At 67.8% G+C, this 13,504-nt stretch carries 13 protein-coding genes; 11 read left to right on the top strand and 2 right to left on the bottom strand.

The features are described 5' to 3' along the window. The first annotated feature begins 91 nt into the window (after positions 1–91). The 5 genes from pcnB (at position 92) to panD (ending at position 4,160) form a co-directional block, all read left to right on the top strand. Positions 92–1,438, top strand: a complete 1,347-nt coding sequence (gene pcnB, locus ABD024_RS10910) for a polynucleotide adenylyltransferase PcnB (protein WP_343852495.1) — start codon at positions 92–94, stop codon at positions 1,436–1,438. Then, the gene (folK, locus tag ABD024_RS10905) at positions 1,435–1,914 is read left to right on the top strand and encodes a 2-amino-4-hydroxy-6-hydroxymethyldihydropteridine diphosphokinase (RefSeq protein WP_343852493.1); all 480 of its coding nucleotides are present in this window, start codon (positions 1,435–1,437) and stop codon (positions 1,912–1,914) included. The genes pcnB and folK overlap by 4 nt, the downstream gene beginning before the upstream one ends. Before the next feature lie 57 nt (positions 1,915–1,971). Beyond that, positions 1,972–2,802: a 3-methyl-2-oxobutanoate hydroxymethyltransferase gene (gene panB, locus ABD024_RS10900; RefSeq protein ID WP_343852491.1), complete on the top strand. Its 831-nt coding sequence runs from the start codon at positions 1,972–1,974 to the stop codon at positions 2,800–2,802. Between the two features lie 19 nt (positions 2,803–2,821). After that, positions 2,822–3,667, top strand: coding sequence for a pantoate--beta-alanine ligase (panC, locus tag ABD024_RS10895; protein ID WP_343852489.1), 846 nt, complete (start codon positions 2,822–2,824; stop codon positions 3,665–3,667). A 100-nt stretch (positions 3,668–3,767) separates the two neighbouring features. Beyond that, positions 3,768–4,160, top strand: coding sequence for an aspartate 1-decarboxylase (panD, locus tag ABD024_RS10890; protein ID WP_343852487.1), 393 nt, complete (start codon positions 3,768–3,770; stop codon positions 4,158–4,160). 4 nt (positions 4,161–4,164) lie between these two features. Here the strand turns inward: panD and queG are convergent, their stop codons facing one another. Together queG and mug are read right to left on the bottom strand one after the other, a co-directional pair. Then, entirely contained in the window at positions 4,165–5,265 is a 1,101-nt protein-coding gene (gene queG, locus ABD024_RS10885; RefSeq protein WP_343852485.1) for a tRNA epoxyqueuosine(34) reductase QueG, read from the bottom strand. A gap of 170 nt (positions 5,266–5,435) precedes the next feature. After that, the gene (gene mug, locus ABD024_RS10880; protein WP_343852483.1) at positions 5,436–6,038 is read right to left on the bottom strand and encodes a G/U mismatch-specific DNA glycosylase; all 603 of its coding nucleotides are present in this window, start codon (positions 6,036–6,038) and stop codon (positions 5,436–5,438) included. Positions 6,039–6,178: 140 nt separating this feature from the next. On the opposite strand from mug, the gene ABD024_RS10875 reads away from it, so the two are divergent. From ABD024_RS10875 to ABD024_RS10850, 6 genes are all read left to right on the top strand, one after another. Beyond that, positions 6,179–7,678 carry an NAD(P)H-hydrate dehydratase gene (locus tag ABD024_RS10875; RefSeq protein ID WP_343852481.1) on the top strand — a complete coding sequence of 500 codons (1,500 nt, stop codon included), beginning with the start codon at positions 6,179–6,181 and terminating at the stop codon, positions 7,676–7,678. Beyond that, complete coding sequence (gene tsaE / locus ABD024_RS10870) at positions 7,671–8,153, top strand: tRNA (adenosine(37)-N6)-threonylcarbamoyltransferase complex ATPase subunit type 1 TsaE (RefSeq protein WP_343852479.1); 483 nt, start codon at positions 7,671–7,673, stop codon at positions 8,151–8,153. Before ABD024_RS10875 ends, tsaE begins: the two co-directional genes overlap by 8 nt. 164 nt (positions 8,154–8,317) lie before the next feature. Next, entirely contained in the window at positions 8,318–9,802 is a 1,485-nt protein-coding gene (locus ABD024_RS10865; protein WP_343852477.1) for an N-acetylmuramoyl-L-alanine amidase, read from the top strand. Positions 9,803–9,857: 55 nt separating this feature from the next. Beyond that, positions 9,858–11,657 (top strand): DNA mismatch repair endonuclease MutL, encoded by a 1,800-nt coding sequence (gene mutL, locus ABD024_RS10860; protein ID WP_343852475.1) that lies wholly within the window; start codon positions 9,858–9,860, stop codon positions 11,655–11,657. Between the two features lie 34 nt (positions 11,658–11,691). Next, the gene (locus tag ABD024_RS10855; protein WP_343852473.1) at positions 11,692–12,600 is read left to right on the top strand and encodes a DUF1684 domain-containing protein; all 909 of its coding nucleotides are present in this window, start codon (positions 11,692–11,694) and stop codon (positions 12,598–12,600) included. Next, on the top strand, positions 12,584–13,495 hold the full coding sequence (locus tag ABD024_RS10850; protein ID WP_343852471.1) for a DUF1684 domain-containing protein: 912 nt from the start codon (positions 12,584–12,586) through the stop codon (positions 13,493–13,495). Before ABD024_RS10855 ends, ABD024_RS10850 begins: the two co-directional genes overlap by 17 nt. The last annotated feature ends 9 nt before the right edge of the window (positions 13,496–13,504 follow it).

Raw genomic sequence — 13,504 nt, 5'->3', positions numbered from 1 at the left:
GTCCTGCGTCCCCGCGGGACAGATTCGCGGGGCCGCGCGCCGCGATATATTGCAACCCAAGGGCAGCTTCGCCCGCAAGGATTCCGACCGCTTGAATCTCGAATCGAGGACCGACGCCACGCCGACGCTGCGGGTTATTCCGCGCGACCAGCACATCATCTCCCGCAAGAACATCAGCAAGGCGGCGTTACGTGTGCTGTACCGCCTGAACGAGGCCGGCTACACCGCCTACCTGGTCGGTGGTGCGGTGCGCGACCTGCTGCTGGGGCTGCGGCCGAAAGACTTCGATGTGGCCACCGATGCCACGCCGGACGAGGTGAAGAAGCTGTTCCGCAACTGCCGCCTGATCGGTCGCCGCTTCCGGCTGGCCCATGTGGTGTTCGGCCCGGAAATCATCGAGGTGGCCACCTTTCGCGGCACCGGCGAGGAGGGCATCGAGGGCGACCGCCACATCATCGACGGCCGCATCGTGCGCGACAATATATGGGGTTCGATCGAGGAGGATGCGGTACGCCGCGACTTCCGCGTCAACGCGATGTATTACGACATCAGCGACTTCTCGGTGCGCGATTACGTCGGCGGCATGCAGGATCTCGAGGACCGAGTGCTGCGTCTGATCGGCGATCCGGACACCCGCTATCACGAGGACCCGGTGCGCATGCTGCGCGCTGCGCGGTTGGCGGCGAAGCTCGGCATGCGTATCGACGCTGCCGCGATGGCGCCGTTCGAGACGCTAGGGCCGCTGCTGGCCGATGCCGCGCCGGCGCGGCTGTTTGACGAGTCGCTGAAAATGTTCCTGGCCGGCAACGGCCTGAAGAGCTTTCGCATGCTGGAGCAGTGCGGCCTGTTGAAGTTCCTGTTCCCGGCCACCGCGCGCGCGCTCAGGCGCGGCGACGAGGCGCTGCGCGCGCTGGTCGAACGCGGCCTGGCGAATACCGATGCACGGATCGCCGAGGACAAGTCGGTGACTCCGGCGTTCCTGTTCGCGGTGTTGCTGTGGGGCGAGGTGCGCGACGTGGCGCACCAGCTGATCGGTCGCGGCGTCGAAGGCAACGAGGCGTGGGCGCGCGCCGCCGGCCAAGTGGTCGGCGAGCAGTGCCAGCGGGTGGCGATCCCGCGCCGGTTCACCTTCACCATGGAGGAGATCTGGTCGCTGCAGCCGCGTTTCGAGCAGATCCAGCGCAAGCGGGTGTTCCGCCTGCTGGCGCATCCGCGCTTTCGTGCCGCGTTCGACTTCCTGCTGCTGCGCGCCGGCGAGTCGCCGGCGATGCGCGAACTGGGCCAGTGGTGGGCACATGCGCAACAGCTGCCGCAAGACGTGCTGGCGGCTGCGCTGCCGGCCGGTGGCGGTGATTACGTGGCGGCGCCGGTAGTCGCCAAGCCGCCGCGTCCGCGCCGGCGGCGACGTCGGCCGGGCGACAAATCAGGCTCCGCGTGACCCTGGCCTACGTCGCGCTGGGCAGCAACCTCGGCAACCCGCGGCAACAGTTGCTCGACGCCATGGAGGCCCTGGCGAACCTGCCCAGTACCCGCCTGCTGCAGCGTTCGCGGCTGTATCGCACGCCGCCGTGGGGCATGCTGGAGCAACCGCCGTTCATCAACGCCGCGGTGGAACTGGATACCGCGCTGTCGCCGCACGCCTTGCTGGACGCCATGCTGGCGATCGAGCAGCGCGCCGGGCGCGTGCGCGCTGAACGCAACGGCCCGCGTACGCTGGACCTGGACCTGCTGCACGTCGACGGCGTGCAACTCGCCGACCCGCAGCTGACCTTGCCGCATCCGCGCATGGCCGAACGCGCGTTTGTGCTATTGCCCTTGCACGACATCGCGCCCACGCTGCGGCTGCCCGGACAGGCTACGGTGGCGGAGCTGCTGGCCCGGCTCGATTTGACCGGGTGTGAACGCGTGGCTTGAGCCAACACCGTGGCGCGCCGGATAATCGGCGGCCCACCCCCATTCCAGAGAATTGCCGTGTACGTGCAGAACGCCAGTGTCCCCGACCGCAAGCCGGTGACCGTGCCAGGCCTGCTTGCGATGAAGACGCAGGGACGGCGCATCGTGATGCTCACCGCCTACGACGCCAGCTTCGCGTGGCAGCTGGAGGCGGCTGGCGTCGATATTGCGCTGGTCGGCGATTCGCTCGGCATGGTGGTGCAGGGGCATCGCAGCACGCTGCCGGTGACGCTCGACCACATGGTCTACCACACCGCCGCGGTGGCGCGCGGGCTGTCGGCCACGCTGCTGGTGGCCGACATCCCGTTCATGGCCGACCGCGACGTGGCGCATGCGCTGGAAGCGGGTGCGCGGCTGGTCGGCGAAGCCGGCGCGGCGATGGTGAAGATCGAGGGCGCCGCGCCGCATATCCTCGAAGTGATCGCAGCGCTGAACGAGCGCGCGATCCCGGTCTGCGCACACCTGGGGCTCACCCCGCAGTCGGTGCACAAATTCGGCGGCTTCCGCATCCAGGGTCGCGAACAGGCTGCCGCCGACCGCGTACTGGCCGAGGCGCTGGCGGTGCAGGCGGCCGGGGCGGACCTGCTGGTGATGGAAGGCGTGCCGGTGGAACTGGGTCAGCGGGTGACCGCGGCGCTGACGATACCGGTGATCGGCATCGGCGCGGGGCCGCATTGCGATGGCCAAGTGCTGGTGATCCACGACGTGCTCGGGATCACCCCGGGCAAGCGGCCGAAGTTCAGCAAGGATTTCCTGATCGGGCGCGATTCCGTCGCCGCGGCGATCGCCGCCTATGCCGAGGACGTGCGCAGCGGCGCGTTCCCGGCTCCCGAGCATTGTTTCAACTGACCCGGCGAGTCGACAGCCCATGCAGACCGTACAAGACGTCCCGGCACTGCGTGCCGCGATCCGTGGCTGGCGCACGCAGGGCCAGACGGTGGGCTTCGTGCCGACCATGGGCAACCTGCACGCCGGTCATCAGTCGCTGATCAGGCTGGCGCGGGCGCGCACCGAGCGGGTGGTCGCCAGCGTGTTCGTCAACCCCACCCAGTTCGGCCCGAACGAGGATTACGACCGTTATCCGCGCACCCTGGTGCAGGATCAGGCGGTGCTGGCCGAGCAGGATTGCGACCTGCTGTTCGCGCCGGACGTGGCCACGATGTACCCGTTCGGCCCGGAGCACAGCGTCAGCGTACGCGTGCCCCGGATCACCGACACGCTGGAGGGCGCGCACCGGCCGGGGCATTTCGACGGCATGGCCACCGTGGTGTGCAAGCTGTTCAACTTGGTGCAGCCGGATGTGGCGGTGTTCGGCCAGAAGGATTTCCAGCAGCTGAAGGTGGTCGAGCGGATGGTGCGCGACCTGGGGCTGCCGGTGAAAGTGGTGACGGCGCCGATCCTGCGCGCCGACGACGGCCTGGCGCTGAGTTCGCGCAACCAGTACCTGAGCGCGGAAGAGCGCGCACGCGCGCCGCTGATCCACGACACCTTGCAGAAGATGCGCGAATTGCTGGCGCAAGGGCATCCGTGGCAGGCCATCGAGCAGACCGCCGCCGCGCGACTGGCGCGGGCGGGTTTCGTGGCCGATTACGTGGCGATCCGCCGCGCCGGGGACCTGGCCGAGCCGGCCGAAGGCGAGCACGCGGGGCTGGTGGCACTGGTTGCAGCCCGCCTGGGCAACACCCGCCTGATCGATAACTTGCTGTTCGACTGAGTTGCCCGCATATCGGGGCCGTTGCCGCTGATGTTGCGGTGCAACGTCATCGGTTCGATAATTGCCGACTTTGCAGGATGTCCCTGCTGGAAAGAATGTCATGCACCTGAACATGCTCAAGGCCAAGATCCACCGTGCCACGGTGACCCACGCCGAGCTGCACTACGAAGGCTCGATCGCGATCGACGGCTTGTTGCTGGATGCCTCGGGCATTCGCGAGTACGAGCAGATCCACGCCTGGAACGTCAATACCGGCCAGCGTTTCGTCACCTATGCGCTGCGCGCCGAGGAAGGCTCGGGCATCATCTCGGTCAACGGCAGTGCTGCACGCAGCGCGCAGGCGGGCGATGTCGTCATCATCGCGGCCTTCGTGCAGCTGAGCGAAGCGGAACTGGAGCAATACCAGCCCACTTGCGTCTACATCGCGCCGGGCCCGGGCAACCGCATCAGCCACACCAACCGGTCCATCCCCAAGCAGATGGCCGCGGCCTGAGTCCTCAGCCGCGCTGTTTCGCCAGCGCCCACGCCACGTGCTCGCGCACGACCGCCGACGGGTGATCGGCGCGGGCGCCGAGCGCCGCGATCGCTGCCGCTGACTTCGGCGCATTGCCCAGCGCCACCGCGATGTTGCGCAGCCAGCCCTCGTAGCCGGTACGGCGGATCGCCATGCCTTCGGTGCGCTTGAGGAACTCCTCTTCGCTCCACGCAAACAGCTCGACCAGCTTGGCGCCGTCGAGGCTATGCCGTGGCGCGAAATCCGGCTCGGTGGTGGCCTGCGCGAACTTGTTCCACGGACACACCAGTTGGCAGTCGTCGCAACCGAAGATGCGGTTGCCCATCGGTGTGCGCAGCTCTTCCGGGATGCTGCCTTTCAGCTCGATCGTGAGGTACGAGATGCAGCGCTTCGCGTCGAGCCGATACGGTCCCAGGATCGCCTGGGTCGGGCACACCTCGATGCAGCGCGTGCAGCTGCCGCAGTGCGCGCTGGCCGGTGCATCGACCGGCAGCGGCAGGTCGGTGTACAGCTCGCCGAGGAAGAAGTACGAGCCGGCGTGGCGGTTGATCAGCACCGTGTGCTTGCCGATCCAGCCCAGGCCGGCGTTGCGCGCCAACGCCTTCTCCAGCACCGGCGCGGAGTCCACGTAGGCGCGATAGCCGAAGTCGCCGACCACGCCGTGGATGCGCTCGGCCAGCTTCTGCAGACGGCTGCGCATCAGCTTGTGGTAGTCGCGCCCCAGCGCGTAGCGCGACACGTAGCCGGCCTGGGCATCGCCCAGCACGTCCCAGGCATTCGCGGTGCCGGGCGGGATGTAGTCCATGCGCACCGAGATCACCCGCTGCGTGCCCGGCTCCAGTTCGGCCGGGCGGGTGCGCTTGGTGCCATGCCGAGCCATGTATTCCATCTCGCCGTGATGGCCTTCCGCGAGCCAGCGCTGCAGGTGCTGCTCGTCCTCGCCCAGCTCGGTGCCGCTGATGCCGGCGTCGGCGAAGCCCAGTTCGATCGCCCAGCGCTTGATGTCGCGCGCGAGCGCGAGGTAATCAGGTGCCTTAACAATGGAGTCGGCATCGAAGTTGTCGGTGTTGGTGTTCCGCGGCATTTTTCAAATCCACCCGCGTTTTCAGACGCACGATGTCGGCATGCGCCGGCGTTCGACGCTCAGTGTATCGCGGGGCCGGATCCAAACCTCTTCCTTCGCAAGCATCTGCTCACGCGCAGCATTTCATTCTTTCGGCACAGCAATTGGCGGTGTGTTCATGGCGTGCAATCCTACTTCCCGACATCCCGCCGATCCGGCTGACGATCCCCTTCCAGTCCGAGAACCACGATACGCATCTCGCGATAGCTGGTGACCAGCGCATCGAGCTGGAAGGCGCGATTGAGACCGCTGGGATTGGGCAGCACCCATACCGACGCACCCGCGAATGTCGTCGGTTGCGGTCCCCAATCGAGCTTGGGATTCCGGGCGATGGCGGTATAGGCCATCTTGCCGAGGAAGGCGATGTGTCGTGGTCTGTACGCCGTGAGTTTGTATTCGAGCGCCGCGCCGGCGCGAACGAGTTCATCGCGCGAAAGCTCGCCCGCGCGCCGCGTGGGGCGCGCCACCGCGGTGGTCAACCCATAGCCGTATTTCAGGACGGAGCGATCGTTCTCGGGCCGGATCAACTCCGGCGTGAATCCGGAAAGGTGCAACGCGCGCCAGAAGCGGTTCGTCCCGCTCATGAAATGCTTGCCCGACACTGCTGCCGTCAGCGCCGGATTGATGCCGCAAAAGACGACAGAGAGATTCCTGGCAAGGATGTCGGGAAGGGCGTTGGCCTCAACGGAAGGATCCATCTTCACCGTCGGAAGCCGCCGACGCGCAGCGATCATGGCGTTGCCCTCATGCGTATGCGCCCTCTGGCGCGCAGCGTAATCTGGCCGGGCTTCGAATGTGTTTCGGTCGGCGCCCCTGGGCGCTCCAGACTGGACATCCGTCTATTGTAGAGGCGGCGCATGCCTATAATCCGCGCATGCCCGCCCACCCGTACAGCCGCAATCTGCATACCGTCGAACAGTTGCGCGTGATGGAACGCGCGGCGCTGTCGGCACTGGGCATTTCCGGCCCCGAGCTGATGCGTCGCGCGGCCAGCGCCGCGCTAAACAGCCTGCGCCGGCACTGGCCGCAACTGCAGCAGATCTGCATCCACTGCGGCCCCGGCAACAACGGCGGCGACGGTTTTCTGCTCGGCGTGCTGGCGCGCGAGGCGGGCTTGCAGGTCGAAGTGCTGGCACTGACGGCGACCTCGCACGGCGACGCCGCGGCGGCACGCGCGGCGTGGGAAGCGGGCGGCGGCCGGGTGCGCTTGTGGGACGCGCAAGCGGCGTTGCCCGAAGCCGAGCTGCATGTCGATGCGCTGTATGGCATCGGCCTCAACCGTGCGCCCGAGCCGGTGCCGGCCCGGCTGATCGAAACGATCAACCGCAGCGGCCGGCCGGTGCTGGCGTTGGACGTGCCCAGCGGTCTGGATACGGACACCGGTAACTGTCCCGGCGCGGCGATCCGCGCGGATGTCACGATCACCTTCATCGCCGGCAAACGCGGACTGCACACCGGACGCGCGGCCGATCAGGTTGGCGTGCTCGAACTGGCCACCTTGGGTGTGCCGGACAACGTCTACACCGACACGCTGCCTGACGCGCAACTGCTGGCCGCCGAGGCGTTGCCGCCGCGCGCGCGCTACACGAACAAGGGCAATTACGGTCACGTGCTGGTGATCGGCGGCGAGCACGGCATGGCCGGCGCGGCACGCCTGGCCGGCGAGTCGGCGCTGCGCGCCGGTGCTGGTCTGGTCAGCGTGGCGACCCGCGCCGGGCACGTGTTCGCACTGAACGCCGCGCGGCCGGAACTGATGGCGCATGGCGTCGACGGACCGCAGGCACTGGCGCCGCTGCTCGAACGGGCCAGCGTGCTGGCCCTGGGGCCGGGCCTGGGGCAGGCTGCCTGGGGGCATGCGCTGTGGCTGACCGCGCTGGACGCGAACAAGCCGCTGGTGCTCGATGCCGACGGCCTGAACCTGCTGGTGCGCGAACCACGCCGGTTCGGTGCGCCGACTGTGCTGACACCGCATCCGGGCGAGGCGGCGCGGCTGCTCGGGGTGGCCACCGCCGCCGTCGAGCAGGATCGTTTCGCCGCGGTGCGCGAACTGGCCCGGCGTCATACCGCGGTCGTCGTGCTGAAGGGCGCCGGCAGCCTGGTCGCCGACCCGGATGGACGTCTGGACGTCTGTCCGTGGGGCAACCCGGGGATGGCCACCGGCGGCATGGGCGACTTGCTCACCGGTATCGTGGCGGCCCTGCTGGCGCAGGGCTGCAGCGCATGGCAGGCCGCCTGCCTCGGCGTCGGCTTGCATGCGCGGGCGGGTGATCGCGCCGCCCAGCAAGGCGAGCGCGGGCTGCTGGCCAGCGACCTGCTGGCCCCCTTGCGGGCATTGGGCAACGGCATGACGGGTTACGAACGTGAACATGACTGAGCCGGCCGATATCGATCTGGCGTGGGCGCTGCCCGACGAGGCTGCCACCGCGGCGCTGGCCGCGCGCGTGGCCAGCGCGTTGGATGGCGACGGCCTGGTGCTGTACCTGCATGGCCCGCTGGGCGCCGGCAAGACCAGTTTCGCGCGCGCCCTGCTGACCGCACTGGGCGTGGGCGAGCGGGTCAAAAGCCCCACCTACAGTCTGGTCGAGGGTTATATGGCGCGGGACCGGCCGGCCTGGCATCTGGACCTGTACCGGATCGCCGATCCCGGTGAACTGGAGTGGCTGGGTCTGGACGCACTGGCCGACCCGGCTGCGCTCGTTCTGGTGGAGTGGCCCGAGCGTGGCGCCGGCGCGTTGCCGGCAGCGGATCTCGAACTGCAGCTGGACTATGCCGGTCAGGGCCGCCAGGCGTCGCTGCACGCGTTCACCGCACGGGGCGAGCGGCTGCAGGCGCGGCTAGCTAAGTACTGACTCTTCTTGGAAAAATTGCCGGCTCGCGATTCTGGCAAGGATCTGTTCGGAATGCGTGACTTGCGGCCCATAACTTGACCCAACCTGATGAATGGTTTGCAGGTTATGGATATTCAAAGGAAAAACTCTTGCATTCCACACACCGCTGCGTTTCAATGCGGCTCATGAGGGGTTATCTGAACAGTTGGGGTGGGTGGGTTGTCGTCACGATCCTGGCGGCGGCGCCGCTGTGCGCGACGCGGGCAGCAGACTTGAAGGATGCGCGGGTCTGGGCGGGCCCCGAATACACCCGCGTGGTGCTCGACGCCTCCGGCCCGTTGCGTTACACGATCAGCCAGAAGGACGGCCAGGTCGTGGTCGATCTGCCGGATAGCCGCACTACCAGCAGTTTTTCCAGTCCATCCGCGCGAGGCCTGTACCGCGGCATGAGCCACGCCCGGATCGGCGCCGGCATGCAACTGACCGCGAAGGTCGACCCGGCCAGCCGCCTGAAGAGTTTCGTGCTGAAGCCGGCCAGCGGCACGGACTATCGGCTGGTGCTGGACCTGTATCCCGCCGACACCAGCGCCAGCGTCGCCTCGGCCGCGCCGGTCGAGGCCGCACCGGCGCCTGTCGTCCGGGCGCCCACACCGGTTTCGTCGTACAGCAACCCCACGCACAGCCGGCGGGTGGCGGCCGAGCAGGCGGCGGCGATGCTCAATGGCCAGCGCCAGGTGGTGGTGGCGATCGACGCCGGCCACGGCGGCAAGGACCAGGGCGCGCATGGCCCCGGTGGCACGCTCGAGAAGAACGTGACGCTGGCGGTGGCGCGCGAGCTGGCAGCGCAGATCAATCGCCAGCCCGGCATGAAGGCGGTGCTGACCCGCGACAACGATTTCTACATCCCGCTCAAGCAGCGCTACCAGATTGCCCGCGAGAACAACGCGGACCTGTTCGTCTCGATCCACGCCGATTCGTTCACCAATGACGACGCCCGCGGCTCGTCGGTGTGGGTGCTCTCGCCGCGCGGCAAGACCAGCGAGGCCGCGCGCTGGCTGGCCGATCGCGAAAACCGCGCCGACCTGATCGGCGGCACCACGCTGGACGACAAGGACGACAGCCTGGCCAAGGTGCTGCTGGACCTGCAACAGGGCTGGGCGATGCAGGCCAGCGACGTGGTCGCCGGCAACGTGCTGAAGGCGCTGGGCCAGCTGGGCCCGACCCATCGCGGCTATGTCGAGCGCGCGAACTTCGTGGTGCTGCGCTCGCCGGACGTGCCGTCGATCCTGGTCGAGACCGCGTTCATCAGCAATCCGGCCGAAGAGCGCAGGCTGCGCGATCCGACGCACCAGAAGAAGCTCGCTGAAGCAGTGACGGACGGCGTGCGGAATTATTTCGAATCCACGCCGCCGCCCGGTACCTGGTTTGCCGCCGAGGCCGCGCGTCGCAGTGGCGTCCAGCTGGCATCCAGTTCGGGTTCCGGTGCCGACAAGGCGGTCGCGTCGCGGGCGGGAACGCATGCGCGCGACGTGCACAAGGTCGGTCGCGGCGAAAGCCTGAGCAGCATCGCGCAGCAGTACGGGGTCAGCGTCGGTGCGCTGAAGAGTGCGAACCGGATAAACAGCAACACGGTCCGCGCCGGCACGACGCTGACCATCCCCACCAGCTGACCTCGACCGGTTCGCGCGCCGACGGCTTTGCCGCGTTCGCTGCTAAAGTTCGCGGATGACCGTCATCCGCCTGCTTCCCCCCGAACTCATCAACCAGATCGCTGCCGGCGAAGTCATCGAACGCCCGTCCTCGGTGGTCAAGGAACTGGTCGAGAACAGCCTTGACGCCGGCGCCACGCGCATCGAGGTGGATATCGAGGCCGGCGGCGCGCGCTTGATTCGCGTGCGCGACGACGGCGGCGGTATCCACGTCGACGAGCTGCCGCTGGCGGTGGCTTCGCATGCCACCAGCAAGATCGGCAGCTTCGACGATCTGGAACACGTCGCCAGCATGGGCTTCCGCGGCGAGGCGCTGGCTTCGGTGTCGTCGGTGGCGCGCTTCGCGCTGACTTCGCGCGCACGCGACCAGGACGCCGCGTTCCGCATCGAAGTCGACGGCGGCAAACTGCAGGCCGCGCGGCCGGCGCAGCATCCGCAGGGCACCAGCGTCGAGGTGCGCGACCTGTTCTACAACGTGCCGGCGCGACGGAAATTCATGCGCGCCGAGCGCACCGAATTCGCGCATATCGACGACCTGCTGAAATCGCTGGCGCTGGCGCGCGGTTCGGTCGAGTTTCGGCTCAGCCACAACGGCAAGCCGGTGCGTATCTGGAAGGCGGCGCGCGACGAACAGGCTCAGTTGCAGCGGGTAGCCGAAGTGCTCGGCGACGAGTTCCCTGCGCAGAGCCTGCGCATCGACCACGCTGCGGCCGGTCTGCACCTGTCCGGCTGGGTCGGCTTGCCGACCGCGTCGCGCGCGCAGGCCGATTCGCAGTATTTCTACGTCAACGGCCGGCTGGTGCGCGATCGCATCGTCGCCCACGCGGTGCGCCAGGCCTACGCCGATGTGCTGTTCCACGGCCGCCACGCCGCGTTCGTGCTGTACCTGGAACTCGACCCGGCGGGTGTCGACGTGAATGTGCATCCGGCCAAGCACGAGGTGCGTTTCCGCGAGCAGCGGCTGGTGCACGATTTCCTGTTCCGCACCTTGCACGAGGCACTGGCGCAGACGCGCGCAGGACTGGGTACGCTGCCGGCGACGGAGCCGGCGCCGATGGACGGTTACTCGTATGCGTCGCCCGCTCCGCTGGCCTGGCCCAGCCCGTCCAGCCAGAGCCGGCTGAGCCTGGGCACGCGCGAGGCGCCGCTGGCCGATTACGCCGCCTTGCTCGGTGCCTCGCCATCCATTGCCAGCGTGCCCGCGGCGTTGCCGGAAACGGCAGAGGGCGAGGCACCGCCGCTCGGTTTCGCGATCGCCCAACTGAAGAACATCTTCGTGCTGGCCGAGAATGCGCACGGCATGGTGCTGGTCGACATGCACGCGGCGCACGAGCGGATCACCTACGAGAAGCTGAAGGCCGGCCGCGTCACCAGCAACCTGCGCTCGCAAGTGCTGCTGGTGCCGCTTTCCATCGCGGTCAGCGCGAAGGAAGCGGCCGCCGCCGAGGAGCATGCCGAGGCACTGGCCGAATGGGGCCTGGAACTGTCGCGCAGCGGCCCGGCGACGATCGTGGTGCGGCGCATTCCAGCGTTGCTGGAAGGTGCCGACGTGGGCCAGCTCAGCCGCGACGTGTTGTCCGAACTGGCTCAGCACGGCAGCTCGCGTCGCCTGCAGGAGCTGGAGAACGAGCTGCTTTCGACGATGGCCTGCCACGGCTCGGTGCGCGCAGGCCGACGCCTGACGATTCCCGAGATGAATGCGCTGCTGCGCGAGATGGAGGCGACCGAACGCTCCGGACAATGCAATCATGGGCGTCCGACCTGGGTCCAGCTGAGCCTGGCCGAGCTCGACAAGTTGTTCATGCGCGGCCGTTGACGCGCCTTCAAGAAACGTTTCGCTGGAGATATTGATGATACGTACCAGCCTGTTTGTTGCCGCCGCCATCCTGGGAGTCGCTACCGTGCAAGCCGCCGACATCGATAGTTACAAGCACAGCATCGAGCAGTGGCAGGCCGGCCGGGTCGAACGACTGACGGCGCCCGATGGTTGGCTGAGCCTGATCGGACTGGAGTGGCTGAAGGAAGGTGCGAACCGCGTCGGTAGTGCCGCCGACAACGACATCGTGCTGAGCGCCGGCCCTACGCATCTGGGTGTGGTCACGCTGGCCCACGACGGCAGCATGCGCATCGCGCTGGACAAGGACAGCGGCGCCACCATCGACGGCAAGGCCGTGATGGAAGCCGTGCTGGTAGATGACCTGCACGCCGGCGCGGACGCTGCGCCGACCCGGGTGAGCTTCGGCACGGCGAGCTTCTACGTGATCGATCGTGACGGCCGCAAGGGCCTGCGCGTGAAGGACACGGAAGCGCCCACCCGCAAGCATTTCGTCGGCATCGATGCGTTCCCGATTGATCCGTCGTGGCGGATCGAGGCGACCTGGGTGCCGGCAGCACCGGGCGAGACGCTGGAGATGGGTTCGGTGATCGGCACCATCGACAAGTACCCGGTGCCGGGCAAGCTGGAATTCACCCGCGACGGCAAGCACTTCGAGATCCTGCCGGTGATCGAGGTGCCCGGCGACGCGCAGTACTTCATCGTGTTCGCCGACCGCACCAGTGGCAAGGAAACCTACGGTGCCGCGCGTTTCCTGTACATCGACCCGCCGAAAGACGGCAAGGTCGTGCTGGATTTCAACAAGGCCTACAACCCGCCGTGCGCTTTCACTCCGTTCGCCACCTGTCCGCTGGCACCGCCGGAAAACCGACTGGACCTGCGCGCCACCGCCGGCGAGAAGAACTACCGTGGCTCGCATCGCTGAGTGGTGCGCGGTCGCCGCGCTGATGTGGCTGGTTCCGTTCTCCGCCCCGGCCGCGACGCCGGAGAATTACGCCGCCGCGGTGACCAGGGCACGCGTCGAGCGCGTCGAGCAGCTGAAGCGAGTGGACGGCTATCTTGCGCTGACCGCCTCGGGCTGGCTGCAGCCCGGCGCGAACAGCGTGGGCAGCGCGGCAGGCAATCGCTTCGAGATCCCCGGTGCACCCGCACACCTGGGCACGCTGCAGCTGGCGGCGGACGGACAGGTCGGCCTGCACCTGGTTGAAACCCGCGGGATCACGATCGACGGCCAGCCGGCGGCAGCTGTCGACGTATTGCGTACGCAAGGCCCTGACGGCAAGCAGCAGCCGACCCGCGTGGGTTTTGGCAGCAGCTACCTGTACGTCATCGAGAACGGCACGCAGCGCGGCCTGCGCGCGAAGAACAACGATGCGCCGCTGCGCACGCATTTCCCCGGGTTCGACTATTTCCCGATCGACCCGTCGTGGCGGATCGAGGCGGACTGGGTGCCGTTCCCCACACCGCACATGCTGAAGATCGCCTACGTCACCGGCACCGAAAGCGACACGCCGATCGCGGGCAAGGCGGTGTTCCGCCGCGATGGCCACACTTATGAGCTGTTGCCGATCGATGAGGACGGCCGGCTGTTCTTCGTGTTCAGCGACCGCACGGCGGGGCGGCTGACTTACGGCGGCGCACGCTTCCTGTACGCCGCGGCGCCGAAGGACGGCAAGGTGCTGCTGGACTTCAACCTGGCCGAGAACCCGCCGTGCGCGATCACCCCGCACGTGGTGTGTCCGCTGGCGCCGCCGGAGAATCGCCTGAAACTGCCGGTGACCGCGGGCGAGATGAAGTTCCACGGACATGACAACGACTAGCGTGTAGGA

The organism is Rhodanobacter soli (genome assembly GCF_039523495.1).
In the GTDB taxonomy this organism is placed as follows: Bacteria; Pseudomonadota; Gammaproteobacteria; order Xanthomonadales; family Rhodanobacteraceae; genus Rhodanobacter; species Rhodanobacter soli.
This window is presented reverse-complemented; position numbering and strand designations above follow the sequence as displayed.